The sequence below is a fragment of the Pseudomonas sp. MWU347 genome, from assembly GCF_017947305.1.
GTDB lineage: Bacteria > Pseudomonadota > Gammaproteobacteria > Pseudomonadales > Pseudomonadaceae > Aquipseudomonas > Aquipseudomonas putida_A.
Genome location: NZ_JAFGZB010000016.1, coordinates 1 through 23,600, shown reverse-complemented (window position 1 = coordinate 23,600; position 23,600 = coordinate 1). Strand labels below are relative to the sequence as shown.

Below are 23,600 nucleotides of genomic sequence, written 5' to 3'. Positions count from 1 at the left end.
CACACTGAAGAGCCCCTAACAATCAGGGCAAAGTTGTTGGGGAGTGCACTGGTCAGGTAACCACCACCCAGGGATGCGACCCCCAATGAAAGCAAGCCCAAAAGCCCTTGGCGGTCGGTGGCCGAGTATAGACAGTTAGGCTACTAATGACAACGCAATCACCTACCCCCAATAGCTGATTGCACAAGTCGCATAAAAGGCGTAAATGGCAGTCAATTTCGAGGAAAAAGTGCGCTTAAAGCCTTCTGGAGCAAGACTTTAGGCAAATTGACATTCGAATTTATCTCACTATAGTGGTGCGGGCCCTGCGTGGGGGGTCTGTCTGATGGTTCAAGCATAAATAGGAGGCCACATGGCTGACAAAAAAGCGCAGTTGATCATCGAGGGCGCAGCCCCCGTCGAGCTGCCCATTTTAACCGGCACCGTTGGTCCCGATGTAATCGATGTTCGGGGCCTGACGGCCACGGGCCGCTTCACTTTCGACCCGGGTTTCATGTCGACCGCCTCGTGCGAATCGAAGATCACCTATATCGACGGCGACAACGGCATTCTGTTGCACCGCGGCTACCCGATCGAACAGCTGGCTGAAAAGTCGGACTACCTGGAAACCTGCTACCTGCTGCTCAACGGCGAATTGCCGACTGCAGAACAGAAGGCCCAGTTCGTCAGCACCGTGAAAAACCACACCATGGTTCACGAGCAGCTGAAAACCTTCTTCAACGGCTTCCGTCGCGACGCCCACCCGATGGCCGTCATGTGCGGCGTAGTCGGCGCCCTCTCGGCCTTCTACCACGACTCCCTGGACATCAATAACCCGCAGCATCGCGAAATCTCCGCGATCCGTCTGGTCGCCAAGATGCCAACCCTGGCAGCGATGGTTTACAAGTACTCCATGGGCCAACCCATGATGTACCCGCGCAACGACCTGACGTACGCGGAAAACTTCCTGCACATGATGTTCAACACCCCGTGCGAGATCAAACCGATCAGCCCGGTACTCGCCAAGGCCATGGATCGGATCTTCATCCTCCACGCCGACCACGAGCAGAACGCATCGACGTCCACCGTGCGCCTGGCAGGTTCCTCGGGTGCCAACCCGTTCGCCTGTATCGCCGCCGGTATCGCCGCACTGTGGGGCCCTGCCCACGGCGGTGCGAACGAAGCCGTTCTGACCATGCTTGACGAGATTGGCGATGTGTCCAACATCGACAAGTTCATCGCCAAGGCCAAGGACAAGAACGATCCGTTCAAGCTGATGGGCTTCGGTCACCGCGTTTACAAGAACCGCGACCCTCGCGCGACTGTCATGAAGCAGACCTGCGACGAAGTGCTGAAAGAACTGGGCATCAACAACGATCCGCAACTCGAACTGGCCATGCGCCTGGAAGAGATCGCGCTGACCGACCCGTACTTCATCGAGCGCTCGCTGTACCCGAACGTCGACTTCTACTCGGGGATCATCCTCAAGGCGATCGGCATTCCAACCAGCATGTTCACCGTGATCTTCGCCCTGGCACGTACTGTGGGCTGGATTTCGCACTGGAAAGAAATGCTCTCCAGCCCGTACAAGATCGGCCGTCCGCGCCAGCTGTACACCGGCTACGAGTCGCGTGATATCACCAAGCTGGAAGACCGCAAATAAGGCTTGTGTTGCGATAACGTCTTGAAGTTGTATCGGGAACGGCCTCTTATATAGAGGCCGTTTTTGTTTGTCTGGTCGCAGCGGCCTGTGGGCCGACTGGGTTTTGGGGTTTTGGGTGTATATCCGTTGCTGCGGTAACGGCCTCCTATGGTTTCGCTCTTACAGCGAGTCACCTTTTCCAAACGCCGAAAAGGTAACCCAAAAGGCTTTGCCCCGGCGTACGGCACTTCGCTGAGGCTCAGTGTTCCCTCGCTACGGTGTCCATCCGGGGGCATCGCCTCCGGTTTGCTTCGCTGCACCTCCTCTCGATGTATGCGGCTTCGCCGCATGGCGCTGCGCGCCTAACCCCCTGATGGACACCTACGCTCGGCCTGCCGAAGGGGCAAAAGATCAAAAGCCAAAGCCAAAGCCAGATCAAAAACCAGATCAAGAGCCCCTCACCCTAGCCCTCTCCCGGAGGGAGAGGGGACTGATCGCGGTGTTTGGGAGAGTTACGCCGATGTGAAACACCCAGTCGAACTCAGGTTCTGAAAGGCTCAAAAATCGGCTCCCTCTCCCTTGGGAGAGGGCTGGGGTGAGGGGTAGATCCAACACAGAACACAAGCCGACCGCATGCTTTTCCACCACTCAACACAATGAGCGTTAGCTCGAGTACCGCTTTTGATCTGAGGGCCCGTCGGCAGGCTGAGTGGAGGGATTGATCCGGGGGTGGGAGCGCAGCGACCGTTTGGCGCAGCCAAACACAGCGAGAGGAGGTGCAGCGAAGCAAACCGTAGGCGCTGCCCCCCGGATGAATCCCGGAGCGAAGGAACCCGAGCCTAAGCGAGGGCCGAACGTCAGGGCACAGACCTTTTGGTTACTTTTGGGGCGTTTGCCAAAAGTGACCCGCCGTAAGGGCGGAACCATAGGAGGCCGTGACCGCAGCAACGGATATGCACACAATTCCAGCCCGATAACCGCCCACAAAAAAAATGCCCCGATCTCTCAACCAGGGCATTTCACTCAAACCACGTAACCAGAACTTAGTGCGAAACCGCCCCGCTCGCCCCAAGGCCAGTCTGCGAACGCACAAACTGCGGGAAGAACAGCGCACGCTCGTTCTCGGCCGCCGCCGACTTGTCGGTAATCGAGAAGAACCAGATCCCGATGAACGCGATCACCATTGAGAACAACGCCGGATACTCGTACGGGAAGATCGCCTTCTCGTGATGCAGAATCTGCACCCAGATGGTCGGGCCAAGGATCATCAGCCCCACCGCACTCACCAGCCCCAGCCAGCCACCGACCATCGCACCGCGGGTGGTCAGCTTCTTCCAGTACATCGAAAGCAACAGCACCGGGAAGTTGCAGCTCGCCGCGATGGAGAACGCCAGGCCGACCATGAACGCGATGTTCTGGCTCTCGAACAGGATACCCAGACCGATCGCCAGCACACCCAGGGCGATAGTGGTGATCTTCGACACGCGAATTTCATCCTTGTCGTTGGCCTTGCCCTTCTTGATCACGCTGGCATACAGGTCGTGCGACACCGCCGAAGCACCGGCCAGGGTCAGACCGGCCACCACCGCCAGAATGGTCGCAAACGCCACCGCCGAGATGAAGCCGAGGAAGATGCTGCCACCCACCGCGTCAGCCAGGTGCACCGCCGCCATGTTGTTGCCGCCGAGCAGAGCGCCCGCCGCATCCTTGAAGGCCGGGTTGGTGCTGACCAGCAGGATCGCGCCGAAGCCGATGATGAAGGTCAGGATGTAGAAGTAACCAATGAAGCCGGTGGCGTACAGCACGCTCTTGCGCGCTTCTTTCGCATCACTCACGGTAAAGAAGCGCATCAGGATGTGTGGCAGGCCGGCAGTACCGAACATCAGGGCCAGACCGAGGGAGAACGCCGAAATCGGATCTTTCACCAAACCGCCCGGGCTCATGATCGCCTCACCTTTCGGGTGAACCTTGATCGCCTCGGAGAACAGCATGTTGAAGTCGAAGTTGACGTGCTTCATCACCATCAGCGCCATGAACGAGGCACCGGACAGCAACAGCACCGCCTTGATGATCTGCACCCAGGTGGTCGCCAGCATGCCGCCGAACAGCACGTACATGCACATCAGGATACCGACCAGAATCACCGCGACGTAGTAGTCGAGACCGAACAGCAGCTGGATCAGCTTGCCGGCACCCACCATTTGCGCGATCAGGTAGAACGCCACCACTACCAGCGAACCGCAGGCAGACAGGGTGCGGATCTGGGTTTGCCCGAGGCGGTAGGACGCCACGTCGGCAAAGGTGTATTTACCCAGGTTACGCAGGCGCTCGGCGATCAGGAACAGAATGATCGGCCAGCCCACCAGGAAGCCGATCGAGTAGATCAGGCCGTCGTAGCCGGAGGTGAACACCAGCGCGGAAATCCCCAGGAAGGACGCCGCCGACATGTAGTCACCGGCAATCGCCAGACCGTTCTGGAACCCGGTGATCTTGCCGCCCGCTGCATAGTAGTCGGCGGCCGACTTGTTGCGCTTGGACGCCCAGTAGGTGATGCACAAGGTGGCGCCGACGAACACCACGAACATGGCGATCGCGGAAACGTTGAGCGGTTGTTTGTGGACTTCGCCGGTCAAGGCGTCAGCGGCCCAGACGGCCGGAGCGAACGCAGCGATGCTCAAAAGAGCCAGTAGACGCCGGATCATTGCTGAGCCTCCTTGAGAATCGCATTGTTCAGGTCGTCAAACTCGCCATTGGCGCGCCGTACGTAGATCGCGGTCAGGATGAAGGCCGAGACAATCAGGCCGACACCAATCGGAATACCCCAGGTAATCGACGACCCGGGACTGAGTTTCGCCCCGAGCACTTGCGGCCCGTATGCGATCAGCAGGATGAATCCGGAGTACAGCCCGAGCATGATCGCCGAGAGTATCCAGGCGAATTTTTCTCTTTTTCGCACCAGCTCCTTGAAGCGCGGGCTGTTTTGAATCGAGAGGTAAATGCTGTCGTTCATTGTTTTTATCCTCGCAGCACAGATTATTGTTGGAACGTATCCACTGTATGCGGCTGCGGAACGGGTTCCAGACGACCTTAGTATTAGAACGACATGACGTTTTCGCCAATTTTCGGACGGTAATTAGCCGAAAGAATTGGAAAGAGGCTTTGAGACAGCCGTAAACCCTGCAAGACGGGACTTGTCGCTGGAAACAAATGTGGGAGCGAGCTTGCTCGCGAAGGCGTCGTGTCAGCCAACATTTCTGTCAACTGTTACACCGCTTTCGCGAGCAAGCTCGCTCCCACAGGGGTCAGGCGTTGTTGGTACTTTTATTTGGTCCAGTCAGCCACGCGATCCGGGTGCTTGGCGACCCAATCCTTGGCCGCCGCCTCAGGCTTGGCGCCGTCCTGGATGGCCAGCATGACTTCGCCGATCTCGTCTTTCGACGCCCACTGGAAGTTTTTCAGGAACTTGGCGACTTCCGGAGCCTTGGTCGCGAGCTCTTTGCTGCCGATGCTGTTCACGGTTTCAGCCGCGCCATACACGCCTTTCGGGTCGTCGAGGAAGCGCAGTTTCCACTTGGCGAACATCCAGTGCGGCACCCAACCGGTGACGGCAATCGATTCGTTCTTCTTCTCCGCACGGGTCAGCTCGGCAATCATGCCGGCGCCGGAACTGGCCTTGAGCGTATATTTGTCCAGGCCGTAATCCTTGATCGCCTGATCGGTTTTGAGCATCACGCCCGAGCCGGCGTCGATGCCGACGATGCGGTTCTTGAAGGTGTCATCGGTCTTGAGGTCTTCGATCGATTTCGCCTTGACGTACTCCGGCACGATCAGGCCGATTTTCGCGTCCTTGAAGTTCGGGCCGTAATCGACGACCAGATCCTTGTTCTTCGTCCAGTACTCGCCGTGGGTCACCGGCAGCCATGCCGAGAGCATCGCGTCGAGTTTGCCGGTGGCCACGCCCTGCCACATGATCCCGGTGGCGACGGCTTGCAGCTTCACGTCGTAGCCGAGTTTCTGCTTGATCACCTCGGCCGCCACGTGGGTGGTCGCGACGCTGTCGGACCAGCCGTCAACGTAACCGATGTTCAGGGTCTGTTTTTCAGCGCTGGCGAATGTGGAACTCATCGCAAGCACCAGAGCGGCACCTGCGCCTAAAAGTCGTCGCATCTTCATCGTTTACTTCCCCGAAATGCTGCGCCCGACGGATGCCGGGCATCGTCAACGTATTGTTATGGTGCACAGCGCCCCCATCACGCCTGACCGCAAACTCGCTCGAATGCCAGTGGAGTACTGACGCTTTCGATCATCGGCCTGACGCCCGCAGCGACCTGCTCTGTCAGCGACCTCAATACAGCGAGAAACGACATCAGAAGGCCATTAATCGCCTCTGAATAATTGGCGCCAGACAATCCGCCCGAACTTTGCATGTGCAAATCATGCAGGCCACCAACCCGCGGATAAATGCAGGTAACATGCGTCGCTTTGCAGCCACTCGGCCTGACCATGTCCGCGACTTCCCGCTTCCCGTTTGTTCCTTATCTCTTCGCCTGCCTGCTCGGCCTGTTTGCCCTTGGCGGCTTCTGGTACGGCCTCGGCAAACCGGTGATCCTGCCGGACGCCGCGACCCCGACGCACAAGTTGCAATGCGCCTCCTACACGCCATTCGACAAGGACCAGTCGCCGTTCGACGTGCCGTTCAAGCTGCGCCCGGAGCGCATGGACGCCGACCTCGCCCTGCTGGCGACGCGCTTCGAATGCATCCGCACCTACTCGATGACCGGCCTCGAAGCCCTGCCGCAACTGGCGCGCAAGCACGGTCTGAAGTTGATGATCGGCGCCTGGGTCAACAGCAACCCGGCGGACACCGAGAAAGAAGTCGACCTGCTGATTGCTTCGGCCAACGCCAACCCGGATGTGGTCAGCGCGGTGATCGTCGGCAACGAAGCCTTGCTGCGCAAGGAAGTCACCGGCGCGCAACTGGCGAAGCTGATCAACAAGGTCAAAAGCCAGGTCAAGCAACCGGTCACTTATGCCGATGTCTGGGAGTTCTGGCTCAAGCACCCGGAAGTCGCGCCGGCGGTGGATTTCCTGACCATTCACTTGCTGCCGTATTGGGAAGATGATCCGTCGAACATTGACGTCGCTCTGCAACATGTGGCGGATGTGCGTCAGGTGTTCGGCAACAAGTTCGCGCCCAAGGACGTGATGATCGGCGAAACCGGTTGGCCCAGCGAAGGTCGCCAGCGCGAGACCGCCCTGCCGAGCCGGGTCAACGAGGCCAAGTTCATTCGCGGTTTTGTCGCGATGGCCGAGAAGGAAGGCTGGCATTACAACCTGATCGAGGCGTTCGACCAGCCATGGAAACGTGGCAGCGAAGGTGCGGTCGGCGGTTACTGGGGCCTGTTTGATGCCGATCGCCAGGACAAGGGTGTGCTCGCCGGACCGGTGACCAACGTGCCGTACTGGAAGGAATGGCTGGGCGTTGGCGGGCTGATTTTCCTCGGCACGCTGCTGCTCGGCGGCCGGGTTCGCACCACGCAATCGGCGTTGGTTCTGCCCCTGCTTGCGGCAGTTGCAGCCTGCTCGATCGGCGCCTGGGGCGATCTGGCGCGAGTGACCACGCGGTTTGCCGGCGAATGGCTGTGGGTCGGCCTGCTGACAGCGTTGAATCTGTTGGTGCTGGCGCATGCCGCGCTGACCTTGAGCAACCGTCAGGGTTGGCGTGAACGGGCGTTCCATCTGCTGGAACGGCGTGCTGGATGGCTGGTTGCCGTGGCCGGCTTTGCGGCGGCGGTGATGATGCTGGAGATGGTGTTCGACGCGCGTTATCGCAGTTTCGCCAGCATGGCGTTCATCCTGCCGGCGCTGGTTTTCGTGTGCCGTCCGGTCAGCGTGCCACGCCGGGAAATCGCCCTGCTGACCTTTATCATCGGCGCCGGCATTGCGCCGCAGCTGTATGAAGAAGGATTGTTGAATCAGCAGGCGTGGGGCTGGGCGCTGGTCAGCGGGTTGATGGTGGCGGCACTTTGGCGCTGCCTGCGGGTTCGCAAAGGCTGATCTCCCGAGGCCAGTCTGGCCCCTTCGCGAGCAAGCCCGCTCCCACATTTAATCGGGTTCCTCCAGTTGGAATGCAATCGAATGTGGGAGCGGGCTTGCTCGCGAAGGCTGACTCTTAGGCGCTGCGGGACGCCCGGACCAACCGCAATCCGCCAATCACCAGCGCAAACACCGCCAACGTCGTGTTGTACAACGCCAGCGCCGGCAACCCGAACACCAGCGCCAGCACCGCCAGCCACCACCCTGCCCGCCCGGGCAGCACAAAACCCAGCAGCGCCGCACCCAGCGCGGTCCAGCCCAACACCTTGAAGTGGATCATCAGCCCCAGGTTCGAACGCACCGAGCATTCCCAACGGCTCGCTTCATCGACGCAGATGCCAACCCACCGTCCGTCCTCCATAAAGCCATAACGCGCGCCATAACTGGCGGCCAGCCACAGCGGCAACAGAACGAGCAACAGGATCACGGGCAAGCGGCGGGACATGAATCACTCCAATCATCGAAATCGGCGGCCAGCTTAATCTGCCCGCACGCATTGGCAAGCACTAACAACTGTTAACTGGTCATCCGCGCCTTGCAAAGTGTATCGTCCAGCTACTATTACTCCGAATTCTGCCTGTTTGGTGCCGAGGCATGGCACTTTGGCGCAAGCCCGGTGGTCATAGCCTGCGAACTTCATTCGGCACCTTCCTTTAAGGGATCCAGTCATGCTCCGTTCCTTGCGCTTCGCCGCGCTGTTCAGCGGCCTTATTCTGAGTGCGTCCGCACTGGCGGTGGATATCGATGCCGCCAGTTATGGCTATCCCCTGACCAACCCGTTCGAGGCGACCATCGCCACCACGCCACCGGACCTGCGCCCGGAGTTGCCGTCGAACGACGAGATCAATCAGTCCGACCACAGCATCACCCTGCGCCCGGAACGGGCCTTCATCCTCCCGGACAATTTCTGGGCGGTGAAAAAACTCACCTACCGCATCGCCGAGCAGGACAAACCGGCGCCGCTGATCTTCCTGATCGCCGGCACCGGTGCGCGCTATGACAGCACGCTCAACGAATACCTGAAGAAGCTCTACTACAAGGCCGGCTACCACGTCGTGCAGTTGTCGTCGCCCACCAGCTTCGACTTCATCAGCGCCGCTTCACGCTTCGCCACCCCGGGCATCACCAAGGAAGACGCCGAAGACATGTACCGGGTGATGCAGGCCGTACGCGCGCAGCATCCGAAACTGCCGGTCACCGAGTACTACCTCAGCGGCTACAGCCTCGGCGCGCTGGATGCCGCGTTCGTCGCACACCTGGACGAGACCCGACGCAGCTTCAACTTCAAGAAAGTCCTGCTGCTCAACCCGCCGGTCAACCTCTACACCTCGATCAGCAACCTCGACAAGCTGGTACAGACCGAGGTGAAGGGCATCAACAACAGCACCACCTTCTATGAACTGGTGCTGAACAAGCTGACCCGCTACTTCCAGCAGAAAGGCTACATCGACCTCAATGACGCCCTGCTCTACGACTTCCAGCAGTCGAAGCAGCACCTGACCAACGAACAGATGGCGATGCTGATCGGCACTTCGTTCCGTTTCTCGGCGGCCGACATTGCCTTCACCTCCGACCTGATCAACCGTCGCGGCCTGATCACCCCGCCGAAATTCCCGATCACCGAAGGCACCAGCCTCACGCCGTTCCTCAAGCGTGCGCTGCAATGCGACTTCGACTGCTACCTGACCGAACAAGTGATTCCGATGTGGCGCGCGCGCACTGACGGCGGCAGCCTGCTGCAACTGATCGATCAGGTCAGCCTGTACGCACTCAAGGATTACCTGCACGACAGCCCGAAAATCGCCGTCATGCACAATGCTGATGACGTGATCCTCGGCCCTGGCGACCTCGGTTTCCTGCGCAAGACCTTTGGCGATCGCCTGACCGTTTACCCACTGGGCGGCCATTGCGGCAACCTTAACTACCGCGTCAACAGCGACGCCATGCTGGAGTTTTTCCGTGGCTAAATATCTCCTGCTGATTGCAGCGCTCCTCAGTGCAGGCGTGGCCCAGGCCGACAACAGCAAAGCCAACGCGCCGGTGGTGGTCGACAGCGATGGCTTCAAGGAGCCGCTGTCCAAACTCAAGTTCAACCCGGGGCTGGACCAGCGTGAGTTCGAGCGCTCTACGCTCAACGCGCTCAACGTCTATGACCCGCTGGAGTCGTGGAACCGCCGCGTCTACCACTTCAACTACCGCTTCGACCAATGGGTGTTCCTGCCAGTGGTCGACGGTTATCGCTACGTGACGCCAAGCTTCCTGCGCACCGGGGTGAGCAACTTCTTCAACAACCTTGGCGACGTGCCGAACCTGGTCAACAGCCTGCTGCAGTTCAAGGGCAAGCGCTCGATGGAAACCACCGCGCGCCTGTTGCTCAACACCACTATCGGCATTGCCGGTCTGTGGGACCCGGCCACTGCCATGGGCCTGCCGCGCCAGAGCGAAGACTTCGGTCAGACCCTGGGTTTCTACGGCGTACCGGGCGGTGCCTACTTCGTGTTGCCGATCCTCGGCCCGTCGAACATTCGCGACACCGCCGGCCTCGCCGTGGACTACACCGCCGAATCGGCGATCAACTACCTGAACGTGTCGGAAGTCAGCTCCAACCACCCGGAAATCTGGGCCCTGCGTGCGGTCGACAAGCGCTACCAGACCAACTTCCGCTACGGTCAGATGAACTCGCCGTTCGAGTACGAGAAAGTGCGTTACGTCTACACCGAGTCGCGCAAGTTGCAGATTGCCGAGTAACCTCAGCGACAACAAAAAAGGGCCATTCGATGCGAGTCGAATGGCCCTTTTTCATGGCACAACCTGGATCAAACTGTGGGAGCGGGCTTGCTCGCGAATGCGGTGAATCAGCCAGCATATTCTTCGACTGACACACCGCATTCGCGAGCAAGCCCGCTCCCTCAGGAGTGATGTGTTTATCCTTTGATCGCGCGCCAGATCTTGCCGACCACCGAAACCACCGCCAGCACTGCTGCGCCCGCGATGATCCCCGCCACGCCATTGAGCAGCACAGGGACTGCAAACCCGGCGCTACCGGCCGCCACACCGACACTTTCAATCCAGTGATGCAGCACAGGAACGCCGTGGGTAAGGATGCCGCCACCGACGAGGAACATTGCCGCCGTGCCGATCACCGACAGGCCTTTCATCATGTACGGGGCGGCGCGCAGGATTGCATTGCCGATGTTTTTTGCTGCCGCACCCGATTTCTGGGTCAGCCACAGGCCTAGATCGTCGAGTTTGACGATGCCGGCCACCAGGCCATAAACCCCCACGGTCATGACGATGGCGATGCCCGACATGACGATCACTTGCTGGGTCAGCGATGCGTCGGCCACGGTACCAAGGGTAATCGCGATGATTTCCGCCGAGAGGATGAAGTCAGTGCGGATCGCGCCTTTGATCTTGTCCTTTTCGTAAGCCACCAGATCGGTGGTCGGTTCGGCCACCGCCGCGCTCAATTGCGCGTGGTCGGCATCATCTTCGGCCTTGCTGTGCAGGAACTTGTGCGCGAGCTTCTCGAAACCTTCGAAACACAGGTACGCGCCGCCGACCATCAACAGCGGCGTCACCAGCCATGGCACAAACGCACTGATCGCCAGGGCCGAGGGCACCAGGATCAGCTTGTTGAGAAACGAGCCCTTGGCGACCGCCCAGACCACCGGAATTTCCCGCTCGGCGCGCACGCCGGAGACTTGCTGGGCATTGAGCGCCAAGTCATCGCCGAGCACGCCGGCGGTCTTCTTCGCGGCCATTTTGCTCATCAACGCCACATCATCCAGAACGGTGGCAATATCGTCGATCAGCACCAGCAAACTGCTTCCTGCCATGAATCTTGTTTCCTTATGTGAATAATGCCGCGCAGCATACCGCGACTGCGGGCCACACGGGGCATTCTTGAGCCATGCGCGAGGCCGGTGCTACCATGCGCAACCGCCAGAACAGGCAAGGAACCACCGGGTTTATGAGCACAATCCGCGAGCGCAACAAAGAACTGATCCTGCGTGCCGCCAGTGAGGAATTTGCCGACAAGGGCTTCGCTGCGACCAAAACCAGCGACATCGCCGCCAAGGCAGGATTGCCCAAGCCCAACGTTTACTACTACTTCAAATCCAAGGAAAACCTCTACCGCGAGGTCCTGGAAAGCATCATCGTGCCGATCCTGCAGGCTTCGACCCCGTTCAACCCGGACGGCGTACCGAGCGAAGTGCTCAGCGGCTACATCCGCTCGAAGATCCGCATCTCCCGCGACCTGCCCTTCGCCTCCAAGGTGTTCGCCAGCGAAATCATGCACGGCGCCCCGCACTTGAGCGCCGACCTGGTGGAGCAGCTCAACAGCCAGGCCAAGCACAACATCGACTGCATCCAGAGCTGGATCGACCGCGGCCAGATCGCCCCGATCGACCCCAACCACCTGATGTTCAGCATCTGGGCCGCGACCCAGACCTACGCCGACTTCGACTGGCAGATCTCTGCGGTCACCGGCAAGGACAAGCTGGACGAGGCGGATTATGAAGCGGCGGCGCAAACGATTATCCGGTTGGTGTTGAAGGGGTGTGAGCCGGATCAGTAAGACCGCGCTGACGCCATCGCGAGCAGGCTCACTCCTACAGGGGAATGCATTCCAAATGTAGGAGTGAGCCTGCTCCCGATTGAAGCGACACGGTTTCGGCTCAAACCCAAATCGCATCCCACAGCGGATAGTCTCCAAGCCTCTCCACCAGTCCAGCCCGCAATGGGTTGGCGACGACATACCTTGCCATCTTCACTAAATCCTCCTCCCGCCGCAGTGCCCGGTCATGAAACCCTCTTTGCCAGAGGCCAACATTTCTACCGGTAGCCTGATTCACCGCTTTGGTACTTAGCGACTTGGTCTTTTGCATCAGTTCGCTCAAAGACCCGCTCTGCAATTCGATTAACCAATGAAAATGATCTGGCATTACCACCCACGCCAGTGAGTTCGCCAAGCCGAGATCTTGTGCACGCCGAAATTGATGAACCACCAATCGGCCCAAAGCAAAATCGGCAAAGATCGGTTTGCGATCAAGAGTGTTGGTCGTCAGTAGGTAGATTCGATTGGGCTCGGCATAGCGACCGGCTCGCAATCGGTGTGCAGCGGGTAGATCAGGCATTCCTTTGCCTCCCATGATCAGCTCATGAGAAGACTAGTTCTGCGTGCTCAAGTTGATGGGACAGACTCTTGGCTGGATGTTTCTGGGAGAGAGCTATCGCGAGCAGGCTCACTCCTACAGGGGTTTGTGGTGTTCAGACATTTTGTGTCCAACCAGGATCCCTTGTAGGAGTGAGCCTGCTCGCGATAGCGGTTAATCAATCAACGCAGATTCAAGCAGCCACCCCCGCATCCGCCCTCAAATCCAGCGCCTCTACCGCTTTGATCGCCACCTGCTCATCAATATCCGACAGATCGCCGCTAATCCCAATCGCCCCCAGCACATTCCCCGCCTGATCACGGATCAACACCCCGCCCGGGGCCGGGACGACGCTGCCCTGGCCCATGCTGTTGAGTGCGGCGATGAAGGCCGGGCGTTGTTGGGCGTCCAGCGCCAGCAGGCGTGAGCCCTTGCCCAGGGCGATGGCGCCCCAGGCTTTGCCGATGGCGATGTTCGGGCGCAGCAGGCTGGCGCCGTCTTCGCGTTGCAGGGTGATCAGGTGGCCGCCGGTATCGAGTACCGCGATGGTCAGCGGCGCGGCGTTGATCCCGCGCCCGGTGCTGATGGCTTCGTTGACCAGGTTGACTGCGACTTTCAAGGTTAAAGCGCTCATGGTGCCGTCCTCATTTTGTTATTGGGAAAGTCGTGGGGCTGCGCTTAAGTGACGCAGCCCGATGCCACAAATAGAACACAATGAATTATTTTTTTGTATACAATAATTATCGAAAAGCGCCACATGCGACGAAAAGCCACAGCAGAACCGGGCTTACGACGAATGAAACAGGCGCTTGAGAAAATGGATTGACCTGCGCCGTCCGCCGTGAATACACTCTGCGCAAAGCCACTTGTATACAATTACAAAACGTAAAGAGGCACAAAACCATGAGCAAAATGAGAGCAATCGAAGCCGCCGTTCTGGTGATGCGCCGTGAAGGGGTTGATACCGCTTTTGGCATTCCGGGTGCTGCGATCAACCCGCTGTACTCCGCCCTGCAGAAAGTCGGTGGCATCGATCACGTCCTCGCTCGCCACGTCGAAGGCGCGTCACACATGGCCGAGGGTTACACCCGCACCAAGGCCGGCAACATCGGCGTGTGCATCGGTACATCCGGCCCTGCCGGTACCGACATGGTCACCGGGCTCTACAGCGCCTCGGCCGACTCGATTCCGATCCTCTGCATCACCGGCCAGGCACCCCGCGCCCGTATGCACAAGGAAGACTTCCAGGCGGTCGATATCACCAGCATCGTCAAGCCTGTCACCAAGTGGGCGACCACGGTTCTGGAGCCGGGCCAAGTGCCTTACGCGTTCCAGAAAGCCTTCTACGAAATGCGCTCCGGTCGTCCAGGCCCGGTGCTGATCGACCTGCCGTTCGACGTGCAGATGGCTGAAATCGAATTCGACATCGACGCCTACCAGCCATTGCCGCTGGCCAAGCCAACCGCGACCCGCATTCAGGTCGAGAAGGCTCTGGCCCTGCTTGATCAGGCCGAGCGTCCATTGCTGGTGGCCGGCGGCGGCATCATCAACGCCGACGCCAGCGATCTGCTGGTGGAGTTCGCCGAGCTGACCGGTATTCCGGTGATCCCGACCCTGATGGGCTGGGGCACCATTCCTGACGATCACCCGCTGATGGTCGGCATGGTTGGTCTGCAGACGTCGCACCGTTACGGCAACGCCACGCTGCTCAAATCCGATGTGGTGCTGGGCATCGGTAACCGCTGGGCCAACCGTCACACCGGTTCGGTCGACGTCTACACCGAAGGCCGCAAGTTCATTCACGTTGACATCGAAGGCACGCAGATCGGCCGCGTGTTCACTCCGGATCTGGGCATCGTCTCCGACGCCGCTGCCGCGCTGACCGTGTTCATCGAAGTCGCCCGTGAATGGCAAGCCGCCGGCAAGCTGAAAAACCGTAGCGCCTGGCTGCAGGATTGCCAGCAGCGCAAGGCCAGCCTGCACCGCAAGACTCACTTCGACAACGTGCCGGTCAAGCCGCAGCGCGTTTACGAAGAGATGAACCAGGTGTTCGGCAAAGACACCTGCTACGTCAGCACCATTGGTCTGTCGCAGATTGCCGGCGCGCAGTTCCTGCACGTCTACAAGCCGCGTCACTGGATCAACTGTGGCCAGGCCGGCCCGTTGGGCTGGACCATTCCGGCGGCGCTGGGCGTGGTCAAGGCCGATCCGAGCCGGAAAGTCGTGGCCCTGTCGGGGGACTATGACTTCCAGTTCATGATCGAGGAGCTGGCGGTCGGCGCTCAGTTCAAACTGCCTTACATCCACGTCGTGGTGAACAACTCGTACCTGGGGCTGATCCGTCAGGCCCAGCGCGGGTTCGAAATGGACTACTGCGTGCAGCTGTCCTTCGATAACCTGAACGCGCCGGAACTCAACGGTTACGGTGTCGACCACATCGCAGTCGCCGAAGGCCTCGGCTGTAAAGCCCTGCGGGTGTTCGAACCATCGGAAATCGCCCCTGCCCTGCGCAAGGCCGAACAGATGATCGAAGAGTTCAAGGTACCGGTGATTGTCGAGATCATCCTGGAGCGTGTGACCAACATCTCCATGGGGACCGAGATCAACGCCGTCAATGAATTCGAAGACCTGGCACTGGTCGGCAACGACGCGCCAACGGCGATTTCGTTGCTCGACTGAACGTAACTGGCTCCCTCTCCCTCCGGGAGAGGGCTGGGGTGAGGGAGCGATTTTGTGTCGTTCGGGGAATTTGGGGCCAACCCTGACTCCCCCCTCACCCTAACCCTCTCCCCCCTGGAGAGGGGACTGATTGGGTTTAGTCTGACCACCCGCGTCAAAACCGTTTTAGGAGACCACCATGCCGCGTTTCGCAGCCAACCTGTCCATGCTGTTCACCGAACAGGATTTCCTTGCCCGTTTCGACGCCGCCGCCAAGGCCGGTTTCAGTGGCGTGGAATACCTGTTCCCGTACGACTTCAGCTCTGCGGAAATCAAGGCCAGGCTCGATGCCAACGGTCTGACCCAAGTGCTGTTCAACCTGCCGGCCGGCGACTGGGCCAAGGGCGAGCGCGGTATCGCGTGTCTGCCGGATCGCGTTGAAGAGTTCCGCGCCGGGGTCGATCTGGCGATTGCCTACGCGCAAGTGCTGGGCAACACCCAGGTCAACTGCCTGGCCGGTATCCGTCCGCAAGGCATTGATGACGCAACCGTCGAGAAGACCTTCGTCGCCAACCTCAAGTACGCGGCCGACAAGCTGCAGGCGGCGGGTATCAAACTGGTGATGGAAGCGATCAACACCCGCGACATCCCGGGTTTCTACCTGAACAACACGGCGCAAGCCCTGTCGATTCGCGAGCAGGTCGGCAGCGCCAATCTGTTCCTGCAATACGACATCTATCACATGCAAATCATGGAAGGCGATCTGGCCCGCACCCTGCAATCGCACCTGGGCGAGATCAACCACGTGCAGCTCGCGGACAACCCGGGGCGCAACGAGCCGGGCACCGGTGAGATCAACTACCGCTTCCTGTTCGAACACCTGGATCGCATTGGTTATCAGGGTTGGGTGGGTTGCGAGTACAAGCCGCTGACCACCACTGAAGCAGGCCTCGGCTGGCTGAAAACCCACAACGCCATTTAAGAACACTGCAAACCCTTGTGGGAGCGGGCTTGCTCGCGAATGCGGTGGTTCAGTCAACACGGATATTGAATGTTCCACCGCATTCGCGAGCAAGCCCGCTCCCACCCAAAGCAACACCCCCTATTTCGCTTGAGCAAGACAAAAACAAGAGGATTTTCTCATGGCTAAAATCGGATTTATCGGCACCGGCATCATGGGCCACCCAATGGCTTCGAACCTGCAGAAAGCCGGTCACAGCCTGTTCCTGTCGGCGCACCACGACGCCGCTCCGGCCGATCTGGTCGCCGCTGGCGCCGTCGCCCTGGCCAACCCGCGCGAAGTGGCGCAGGAAGCCGAATTCATCATCGTCATGGTCCCGGACACCCCGCAGGTCGACGACGTGCTGTTCCGCGCCGACGGCGTTGCTGCCGGCATCGGCAAAGGCAAAGTGGTGATCGACATGAGCTCGATCTCGCCGACCGCCACCAAGGCTTTCGCCAAGAAGATCAACGAGAAAGGCGCGCAATACCTCGACGCCCCGGTATCCGGTGGTGAAGTCGGCGCCAAGGCTGCGACCCTGAGCATCATGGTCGGTGGCGACGCCGATGCCTTCGAACGCGCCCTGCCGCTGTTCCAGGCCATGGGCAAGAACATCACTCTGGTCGGTGGCAATGGCGACGGTCAGACCGCCAAAGTGGCGAACCAGATCATCGTCGCGCTGAACATCCAGGCCGTGGCTGAAGCGCTGCTGTTCGCCTCGAAAAACGGCGCTGATCCAGCCAAGGTGCGTGAAGCGCTGATGGGCGGTTTCGCTTCGTCGAAGATCCTCGAAGTGCACGGCGAGCGCATGATCAAAGGCACCTTCGATCCGGGCTTCCGCATCAGCCTGCACCAGAAGGACCTGAACCTGGCCCTGCAAGGCGCCAAGGAGCTGAACATCAACCTGCCGAATACCGCCAACGCCCAGCAAGTGTTCAGCACCTGCGCGGCCATCGGTGGCAGCAACTGGGACCACTCGGCGCTGATCAAGGGTCTGGAACACATGGCCAACTTCTCGATTCGCGACAAAAAATAAAGCCACTGCCCCACCGCTTGAACCTGTGGGAGCGAGCTTGCTCGCGAAGAGGGAGTATCAGTCGACATGGATATTGACTGATCCATCGCTTTCGCGAGCAAGCTCGCTCCCACAGGGATCTCTACCGCCCTTTCGAATAACAAGAATTCCGGGAGCCCGCCATGTCGGTCGATCCGCAACAACTGCTGCGCGAGCTGTTTGCCACAGCCATCGACGCGGCCCATCCGAACCAAGTCCTCGAAGCCCATCTGCCTGCCGATCGCACGGGTCGGGTGATCGTCATCGGTGCCGGCAAAGCCGCAGCTGCCATGGCGCAGGTGGTCGAGCGCTGCTGGCAGGGTGAAGTATCCGGTCTGGTGGTGACCCGTTACGGTCACGGCGCTCCGTGCGAAAAAATCGAAGTGGTCGAAGCCGCGCATCCGGTACCGGACGCTGCCGGTCTGGCCGTGGCCAAACGCGTGCTGGAACTGGTCAGCAATCTGACTGAAGACGACCGCGTGATCTTCCTGCTCTCCGGCGGCGGTTCTGCCCTGCTCGCGCTGCCAGCCGAAGGCATCACCCTGGCCGACAAGCAGTCGATCAACAAAGCCCTGCTCAAATCCGGCGCGACCATCGGCGAGATGAACTGCGTGCGCAAGCACCTCTCGGCGATCAAGGGCGGCCGCCTCGGCAAGGCTTGCTGGCCTGCCACCGTCTACACCTACGCAATTTCCGATGTACCGGGCGACCTCGCCACGGTGATCGCTTCCGGCCCGACCGTGGCCGACCCGAGCACTTCGGCCGAAGCGCTGGCGATCCTCAAGCGCTACAACATTGAAGTCCCGGCGACGGTGCGCAACTGGCTGCAAAGCCCGGAATCGGAAACGGTCAAACCCGGTGATCCGAGCCTCGCTCGCAGCCATTTCCAGTTGATCGCCCGCCCGCAGCAATCGCTGGATGCAGCGGCAGTGAAATGCCGCCAGGCCGGTTTCAGCACGCTGATCCTTGGCGACCTCGAAGGTGAATCCCGCGAAGTGGCGAAGGTCCACGCCGGCATCGCCCGGCAGATCATCAATCACGGGCAGCCACTGGCAGCGCCGTGCGTGATTCTGTCCGGCGGCGAAACTACCGTGACCGTGCGCGGCAATGGCCGTGGCGGACGCAACGCCGAATTTCTCCTGAGCCTGACCGACAGCCTCAAGGGCCAGCCCGGCGTTTATGCGCTGGCCGGTGACACCGACGGCATCGACGGCTCGGAAGACAACGCCGGCGCGATCATGACCCCGGACAGCTACGCCCGCGCCGCCGCTCTGGGCCTGAGCGCCAGCGACGAGCTGGATAACAACAACGGTTACGGCTACTTCGAGGCGCTCGATGCGCTGATCGTCACCGAGCCGACCCGCACCAACGTCAACGACTTCCGCGCCATCCTGATCCTTGAGAACTGCAAATCATGACGCCTGATAAAAAGGTCAAAATCCTCGCCACCCTCGGGCCTGCCGTCGATGGCATCGAAGATATCCGTGAACTGGTCGAGGCCGGGGTCAACATCTTCCGCCTGAACTTCAGCCACGGCGATCACGCCGACCACGCCAAGCGTTATCAGTGGATCCGCGAAGTCGAGCGCCAGCTCAACTACCCGCTGGGCATCCTGATGGACCTGCAAGGGCCGAAACTGCGCGTCGGCAAGTTCGCCGACGGCAAGGTGCAGCTGCATCGCGGTCAGGCGTTCCGCCTCGATCTGGACGCGACACCCGGCGATGAACGCCGAGTGAACCTGCCGCATCCGGAGATCATCGCCGCGCTCGAAGCAGGCATGGATCTGCTGCTGGATGACGGCAAACTGCGCCTGCGCGTGGTCAGCAAATACTCCGACGCGATCGACACCACCGTGCTCAACGGCGGCGAACTGTCCGACCGCAAAGGGGTGAACGTGCCGCAAGCGGTACTTGAACTGAGCCCGCTGACCGCCAAGGATCGCCGCGACCTGAGCTTCGGCCTGGAACTGGGCGTGGACTGGGTGGCGCTGTCGTTCGTGCAGCGTCCGCAAGACATCCTCGAAGCACGCGAACTGATCGGCGACAAAGCGTTCCTGATGGCGAAAATCGAGAAGCCGTCGGCGGTTGAACAACTGCGCGAAATCGCCGAGCTGAGCGACGCGATCATGGTCGCTCGCGGCGATCTCGGTGTCGAAGTGCCGGCGGAAAGCGTGCCGCAGATCCAGAAAAACATCATCACAACCTGCCGTGAACTCGGCAAACCGGTGGTGGTGGCGACGCAGATGCTCGAATCGATGCGCTTCTCCCCGGCACCGACCCGTGCTGAAGTCACTGACGTGGCCAACGCTGTGGCTGAAGGCGCGGATGCAGTGATGCTCTCGGCCGAAACCGCGTCCGGCGAATACCCGCTGGAAGCGGTGCAGATGATGAGCAAGATCATTCGTCAGGTTGAGAACGGTCCGGACTATCAGACTCAACTCGACGTCAGCCGACCGAAAGCCGAGGCGACGGTGTCCGATGCGATCAGTTGCGCGATCCGCCGCATCAGCAACGTGCTGCCGGTGGCGGTGCTGGTCAACTACAGCGAATCGGGCGCCTCGACATTACGTGCGGCGCGGGAGCGGCCGAAAGCGCCGATCCTCAACCTGACGCCGAACCTGCAGACCGCGCGGCGTTTGAGCGTGGCGTGGGGCATTCACTCGGTGGTCAACGATCGCCTGCGTCAGGTCGATGAAGTGTGTTCGACCGCGCTGGAAATCGCCCAGGCGCAAGGCATGGCCGAGCGTGGCGATACGTTGCTGATCACTGCCGGGGTGCCGTTCGGGCAGCCGGGATCGACTAACTCACTGCGGATCGAAACATTGATCTGACGATTGCGACTGAACCCTGTGGTGAGGGGATTCATCCCCGATTGACTGCGCAGCAGTCACCGCTTTCAAGAGAGTGACGGTTTTCACAGAAAAACCGCACTCCCCGATTGGGGGCCGCTTCGCAGCCCATCGGGGATAAATCCCCTCACCACAGGTAAGCAAGACCTTTTGATTTTCCAACTGCCCAGATTTTTTCAACATGCCTGCCAATCATTTCAACACCCACTGCCCCGACTGGGCCGAGGCTTTGCTCAACGGTTTCAGTCAGATATTCCTTCAGCGCCACCCGCTATGCGGCCTGTTGTGCCTGCTGGCGATCCTGCTCACTGCGCCGGTGCTGTTTGCCGGCGCGCTGCTCGGGGCGGTCGCTGGATTGCTCACTGCACAGCGACGTAACTATGCCAAGGCTGATCGTCAGGCCGGTTTGTTCAGCTACAACGGCGTGCTGCTCGGCTTGTTACTGAGTCTGTATTTCCCCTGGTCACCGCTGCTGCCGCCGCTGATTCTGGCGGCTGGCGGCGTCAGTGCGATGCTCACTCAGCAATGGCTCAAACACGTTTACCGCAGTCGATCGATACCGGCCTACACCTCGCCATTCGTGGCCATCGGCTGGATCCTGCTGCTGTTCGCCGAGCCATCCGCGCCGACGGCGCACATCGAGATGAACACGCTGAACCTGCTCGCCGCAGGACTGCGTGGATTGGGTCAGGTGATGTTCCTCGAGCATCCGCTGGCCGGCGCATTGATCGGCATCGGCTTGTTGATCGCTGATCGCCGCGCCTTTTGCTGGGCATTGTTCGCGTCAGCCATCGGCCTTGCGTCCAGTCTGTTGCACCACGAAACCGGCGCGGCATTGCTGGGACTGGGCAGTTACAACGCGGTGCTCGCCGCCCTCGCCTTCAGTGCGCAGCGCCAGCAACCGTGGCTGCCGCTGCTGGGCATCGTCCTTGCGCTGCTGGTCACCCCGCTGTTCGCCGCTCTCGGTCTGGCGATGCTGACCGCGCCGTTCATCCTCGCCGGCTGGCTGATCCGCGCCGGGATCCAGATGCTCGGTAAAGCGGCCGTCGACGCCACGCCTTGCGCACAGGGGGACAATCAACCTAGGCTGCGCTGATCTTCAATTCAGGCGTTATCCATGGACAGCAGCAACAGTTGGCGCGAACGGCTTTACGTGATGATTTTCCAGAGCGACACCCTCGCCGGGCGGCGCTTCGACGGCACCTTGCTGTTGATCATCCTTGCCAGCCTGGTGGTGGTGATGCTCGACAGCATCGACAGCATTCACCAGAACTACGCCGATGTGCTGGCCTACATCGAGTGGGGTTTCACCGTCATTTTTCTCGGTGAATACATCCTGCGCCTGTATTGCTCACCGAAACCGTTGCGCTACGCCTTCAGTTTCTACGGACTGGTGGATCTGCTGGCGATCGTGCCGGGGATCCTCGCGCTGTATTACAGCGATGCGCAGTACCTGCTGATCATCCGCATCATTCGGATGCTGCGGATCTTCCGCGTGCTCAAGCTCAGCCCGTACCTCAAGCAAGCCAACTATCTGATGTCGGCGCTGCGCGGCAGCAAGCAGAAGATCGTGGTGTTTCTGGTCAGCGTCTGCACCCTGGTGACGGTGTTCGGCACCCTGATGTACGTGATCGAAGGCCCGGAACATGGCTTCACCAGCATCCCCAAAGGCATCTATTGGGCTATCGTGACGTTGACCACCGTCGGCTTCGGCGACATCGTGCCGAAGACCCCGCTGGGTCAGGTAATTTCTTCGCTGGTGATGATCACCGGTTACTCGATCATCGCCGTGCCCACCGGGATTTTCACTGCAGAACTGGCCAACGCCATGCGCGGCGAACAGCTGCAACATGACTGCCCGGTGTGCAAGAAAAACAGCCATGAACAGAACGCAGCGTTTTGCTCGCGGTGCGGCAGTCAGCTGTTTAAGAAAGTGGAATAAGCACAGAGCTTTTTAATCTTTAAATGACTATGCCAGCCCGGCTATAGTCGCTGGCAAAACGGTATCACCCCCGACCGTTATCACCGACACAACAAGGAATGCGCAGTGAAAAAACTCTTTGGCGCCTCACTTCTCGCCGCCGGTCTTGCCTTTGGCAGCGTGGCTCAAGCCGCACCGACCCTGCTCAACGTCTCGTATGACGTGATGCGCGATTTCTACAAGGATTACAACACTGCGTTCCAGAAACACTGGCAGGCCGAGCACAACGAAAACATCACCGTGCAAATGTCCTTCGGCGGTTCGAGCAAGCAGGCGCGTTCGGTGATCGACGGCCTGCCGGCTGACGTCATCACCATGAACATGGCGACCGACATCAACGCCCTCGCCGACAACGGCAAACTGGTGCCGGAAAACTGGGTCAGCCGCCTGCCGAACAACAGCGCACCGTTCACCTCGGCCACCGTGTTCATCGTCCGCAAAGGCAACCCGAAAGCCCTAAAAGACTGGCCGGACCTGCTCAAGGACGGCGTGCAAGTGATCGTGCCGAACCCGAAAACTTCGGGCAACGGCCGCTACACCTACCTCTCGGCCTGGGGCTACGTGCTGAAAAATGGCGGTGACGAGAACAAGGCCAAGGACTTCGTCGGCAAACTGTTCAAGCAAGCGCCAGTGCTCGATACCGGTGGCCGCGCCGCGACCACCACGTTCATGACCAACCAGATCGGCGACGTGCTGGTCACCTTCGAGAACGAAGCCGAGATGATCGCTCGCGAGTTCGGTCGCGATCAGTTCGAGGTGATCTACCCAAGCGTCTCCGCCGAGGCCGAACCACCGGTGTCGGTGGTCGACAAAGTGGTCGACAAAAAAGGCACCCGCGCCGCCGCCGATGAATACCTGAAATATCTGTGGTCGCCGGAAGGTCAGGAAATCGCCGCCGCCAACTACCTGCGTCCACGGGACCCGGCAGTGCTGGCGAAGTACACCGACCGTTTCCCGAAAGTCGATTTCCTGTCGGTGGAGAAAACCTTCGGCGACTGGCGTTCGGTGCAGAAGACCCACTTCAATGATGGCGGGATCTTTGATCAGATCTACAGCCAGTAAGATTTGGCGGACATGAAAAAGGCGACCCTCGGTGGTCGCCTTTTTCATGGCAGTTTTACCCTCACCCCAGCCCTCTCCCGGAGGGAGAGGGAGCCAACCGAGGTGTCTGGCGAGTTACATC

General features: G+C 60.0%; 20 protein-coding genes. 13 read left to right on the top strand and 7 right to left on the bottom strand.

The features are described from left to right. Positions 1–352: 352 nt before the first annotated feature. Positions 353–1,642, top strand: coding sequence for a citrate synthase (gene gltA, locus KCG87_RS25895; protein WP_003222994.1), 1,290 nt, complete (start codon positions 353–355; stop codon positions 1,640–1,642). A 1,022-nt stretch (positions 1,643–2,664) separates the two neighbouring features. On the opposite strand, the gene KCG87_RS25890 is transcribed toward gltA, so the two are convergent. The 3 genes from KCG87_RS25890 to KCG87_RS25880 all read right to left on the bottom strand — a co-directional run bounded on the left by KCG87_RS25890 (position 2,665) and on the right by KCG87_RS25880 (position 5,794). Further along, positions 2,665–4,323, bottom strand: coding sequence for a cation acetate symporter (locus tag KCG87_RS25890; protein ID WP_027613951.1), 1,659 nt, complete (start codon positions 4,321–4,323; stop codon positions 2,665–2,667). Then, on the bottom strand, positions 4,320–4,631 hold the full coding sequence (locus tag KCG87_RS25885; RefSeq protein ID WP_027613950.1) for a DUF485 domain-containing protein: 312 nt from the start codon (positions 4,629–4,631) through the stop codon (positions 4,320–4,322). Before KCG87_RS25885 ends, KCG87_RS25890 begins: the two co-directional genes overlap by 4 nt. Before the next feature lie 311 nt (positions 4,632–4,942). Continuing rightward, complete coding sequence (locus KCG87_RS25880) at positions 4,943–5,794, bottom strand: glycine betaine ABC transporter substrate-binding protein (RefSeq protein ID WP_098967873.1); 852 nt, start codon at positions 5,792–5,794, stop codon at positions 4,943–4,945. A gap of 288 nt (positions 5,795–6,082) precedes the next feature. On the opposite strand from KCG87_RS25880, the gene KCG87_RS25875 reads away from it, so the two are divergent. After that, on the top strand, positions 6,083–7,678 hold the full coding sequence (locus tag KCG87_RS25875; RefSeq protein ID WP_210559141.1) for a beta (1-6) glucans synthase: 1,596 nt from the start codon (positions 6,083–6,085) through the stop codon (positions 7,676–7,678). Positions 7,679–7,793: 115 nt separating this feature from the next. Here KCG87_RS25875 and KCG87_RS25870 read toward each other — a convergent pair whose 3' ends face one another. Beyond that, complete coding sequence (locus KCG87_RS25870; protein ID WP_027613947.1) at positions 7,794–8,162, bottom strand: hypothetical protein; 369 nt, start codon at positions 8,160–8,162, stop codon at positions 7,794–7,796. A gap of 223 nt (positions 8,163–8,385) precedes the next feature. Here KCG87_RS25870 and KCG87_RS25865 point away from each other — a divergent pair, with 223 nt between their 5' ends. Both KCG87_RS25865 and KCG87_RS25860 read left to right on the top strand, forming a co-directional pair. Next, positions 8,386–9,684, top strand: coding sequence for a serine/threonine protein kinase (locus KCG87_RS25865; RefSeq protein WP_027613946.1), 1,299 nt, complete (start codon positions 8,386–8,388; stop codon positions 9,682–9,684). Beyond that, positions 9,677–10,465 (top strand): VacJ family lipoprotein, encoded by a 789-nt coding sequence (locus tag KCG87_RS25860; protein WP_007969640.1) that lies wholly within the window; start codon positions 9,677–9,679, stop codon positions 10,463–10,465. The genes KCG87_RS25865 and KCG87_RS25860 overlap by 8 nt, the downstream gene beginning before the upstream one ends. Before the next feature lie 176 nt (positions 10,466–10,641). Here KCG87_RS25860 and KCG87_RS25855 read toward each other — a convergent pair whose 3' ends face one another. Beyond that, positions 10,642–11,556 carry a DUF808 domain-containing protein gene (locus KCG87_RS25855; RefSeq protein WP_098967870.1) on the bottom strand — a complete coding sequence of 305 codons (915 nt, stop codon included), beginning with the start codon at positions 11,554–11,556 and terminating at the stop codon, positions 10,642–10,644. Between the two features lie 134 nt (positions 11,557–11,690). Here KCG87_RS25855 and KCG87_RS25850 point away from each other — a divergent pair, with 134 nt between their 5' ends. After that, complete coding sequence (locus tag KCG87_RS25850; protein ID WP_034151540.1) at positions 11,691–12,299, top strand: TetR/AcrR family transcriptional regulator; 609 nt, start codon at positions 11,691–11,693, stop codon at positions 12,297–12,299. Between the two features lie 100 nt (positions 12,300–12,399). Here KCG87_RS25850 and KCG87_RS25845 read toward each other — a convergent pair whose 3' ends face one another. Both KCG87_RS25845 and KCG87_RS25840 read right to left on the bottom strand, forming a co-directional pair. Beyond that, positions 12,400–12,858 carry a transposase gene (locus KCG87_RS25845; protein ID WP_098968488.1) on the bottom strand — a complete coding sequence of 153 codons (459 nt, stop codon included), beginning with the start codon at positions 12,856–12,858 and terminating at the stop codon, positions 12,400–12,402. A 211-nt stretch (positions 12,859–13,069) separates the two neighbouring features. Continuing rightward, positions 13,070–13,510: a heme-binding protein gene (locus KCG87_RS25840; RefSeq protein WP_027613943.1), complete on the bottom strand. Its 441-nt coding sequence runs from the start codon at positions 13,508–13,510 to the stop codon at positions 13,070–13,072. A gap of 269 nt (positions 13,511–13,779) precedes the next feature. On the opposite strand from KCG87_RS25840, the gene gcl reads away from it, so the two are divergent. The 8 genes from gcl to KCG87_RS25800 all read left to right on the top strand — a co-directional run bounded on the left by gcl (position 13,780) and on the right by KCG87_RS25800 (position 23,479). Further along, positions 13,780–15,555, top strand: a complete 1,776-nt coding sequence (gene gcl / locus KCG87_RS25835; protein WP_003222966.1) for a glyoxylate carboligase — start codon at positions 13,780–13,782, stop codon at positions 15,553–15,555. A gap of 178 nt (positions 15,556–15,733) precedes the next feature. After that, positions 15,734–16,516, top strand: coding sequence for a hydroxypyruvate isomerase (gene hyi, locus KCG87_RS25830; protein ID WP_210559142.1), 783 nt, complete (start codon positions 15,734–15,736; stop codon positions 16,514–16,516). A 160-nt stretch (positions 16,517–16,676) separates the two neighbouring features. Continuing rightward, a complete protein-coding gene (locus KCG87_RS25825) occupies positions 16,677–17,570 on the top strand; it encodes a 2-hydroxy-3-oxopropionate reductase (RefSeq protein WP_003222962.1) in 894 nt (297 codons plus the stop codon). 161 nt (positions 17,571–17,731) lie between these two features. Continuing rightward, a complete protein-coding gene (locus KCG87_RS25820; RefSeq protein ID WP_096796236.1) occupies positions 17,732–19,006 on the top strand; it encodes a glycerate kinase in 1,275 nt (424 codons plus the stop codon). Continuing rightward, a complete protein-coding gene (pyk, locus tag KCG87_RS25815) occupies positions 19,003–20,418 on the top strand; it encodes a pyruvate kinase (protein WP_135295238.1) in 1,416 nt (471 codons plus the stop codon). The genes KCG87_RS25820 and pyk overlap by 4 nt, the downstream gene beginning before the upstream one ends. Before the next feature lie 199 nt (positions 20,419–20,617). Further along, complete coding sequence (locus KCG87_RS25810; protein WP_135295237.1) at positions 20,618–21,532, top strand: urea transporter; 915 nt, start codon at positions 20,618–20,620, stop codon at positions 21,530–21,532. Between the two features lie 21 nt (positions 21,533–21,553). Beyond that, complete coding sequence (locus tag KCG87_RS25805) at positions 21,554–22,378, top strand: ion transporter (protein ID WP_095667160.1); 825 nt, start codon at positions 21,554–21,556, stop codon at positions 22,376–22,378. A gap of 105 nt (positions 22,379–22,483) precedes the next feature. Then, entirely contained in the window at positions 22,484–23,479 is a 996-nt protein-coding gene (locus tag KCG87_RS25800; protein ID WP_096796240.1) for a sulfate ABC transporter substrate-binding protein, read from the top strand. Positions 23,480–23,600: the final 121 nt, after the last annotated feature.

Excerpts from the sequence above, each read along its gene's own strand:
- gltA (WP_003222994.1), top strand. The coding sequence starts at position 353 with ATGGCTGACAAAAAAGCGCAGTTGATCATCGAGGGCGCAGCCCCCGTC.
- KCG87_RS25890 (WP_027613951.1), bottom strand. The coding sequence starts at position 4,323 with ATGATCCGGCGTCTACTGGCTCTTTTGAGCATCGCTGCGTTCGCTCCG.
- KCG87_RS25885 (WP_027613950.1), bottom strand. The coding sequence starts at position 4,631 with ATGAACGACAGCATTTACCTCTCGATTCAAAACAGCCCGCGCTTCAAG.
- KCG87_RS25880 (WP_098967873.1), bottom strand. The coding sequence starts at position 5,794 with ATGAAGATGCGACGACTTTTAGGCGCAGGTGCCGCTCTGGTGCTTGCG.
- KCG87_RS25875 (WP_210559141.1), top strand. The coding sequence starts at position 6,083 with ATGCAGGTAACATGCGTCGCTTTGCAGCCACTCGGCCTGACCATGTCC.
- KCG87_RS25870 (WP_027613947.1), bottom strand. The coding sequence starts at position 8,162 with ATGTCCCGCCGCTTGCCCGTGATCCTGTTGCTCGTTCTGTTGCCGCTG.
- KCG87_RS25865 (WP_027613946.1), top strand. The coding sequence starts at position 8,386 with ATGCTCCGTTCCTTGCGCTTCGCCGCGCTGTTCAGCGGCCTTATTCTG.
- KCG87_RS25855 (WP_098967870.1), bottom strand. The coding sequence starts at position 11,556 with ATGGCAGGAAGCAGTTTGCTGGTGCTGATCGACGATATTGCCACCGTT.
- KCG87_RS25850 (WP_034151540.1), top strand. The coding sequence starts at position 11,691 with ATGAGCACAATCCGCGAGCGCAACAAAGAACTGATCCTGCGTGCCGCC.
- KCG87_RS25845 (WP_098968488.1), bottom strand. The coding sequence starts at position 12,858 with ATGCCTGATCTACCCGCTGCACACCGATTGCGAGCCGGTCGCTATGCC.
- KCG87_RS25840 (WP_027613943.1), bottom strand. The coding sequence starts at position 13,510 with ATGAGCGCTTTAACCTTGAAAGTCGCAGTCAACCTGGTCAACGAAGCC.
- gcl (WP_003222966.1), top strand. The coding sequence starts at position 13,780 with ATGAGCAAAATGAGAGCAATCGAAGCCGCCGTTCTGGTGATGCGCCGT.
- hyi (WP_210559142.1), top strand. The coding sequence starts at position 15,734 with ATGCCGCGTTTCGCAGCCAACCTGTCCATGCTGTTCACCGAACAGGAT.
- KCG87_RS25825 (WP_003222962.1), top strand. The coding sequence starts at position 16,677 with ATGGCTAAAATCGGATTTATCGGCACCGGCATCATGGGCCACCCAATG.
- KCG87_RS25820 (WP_096796236.1), top strand. The coding sequence starts at position 17,732 with ATGTCGGTCGATCCGCAACAACTGCTGCGCGAGCTGTTTGCCACAGCC.
- pyk (WP_135295238.1), top strand. The coding sequence starts at position 19,003 with ATGACGCCTGATAAAAAGGTCAAAATCCTCGCCACCCTCGGGCCTGCC.
- KCG87_RS25810 (WP_135295237.1), top strand. The coding sequence starts at position 20,618 with ATGCCTGCCAATCATTTCAACACCCACTGCCCCGACTGGGCCGAGGCT.
- KCG87_RS25805 (WP_095667160.1), top strand. The coding sequence starts at position 21,554 with ATGGACAGCAGCAACAGTTGGCGCGAACGGCTTTACGTGATGATTTTC.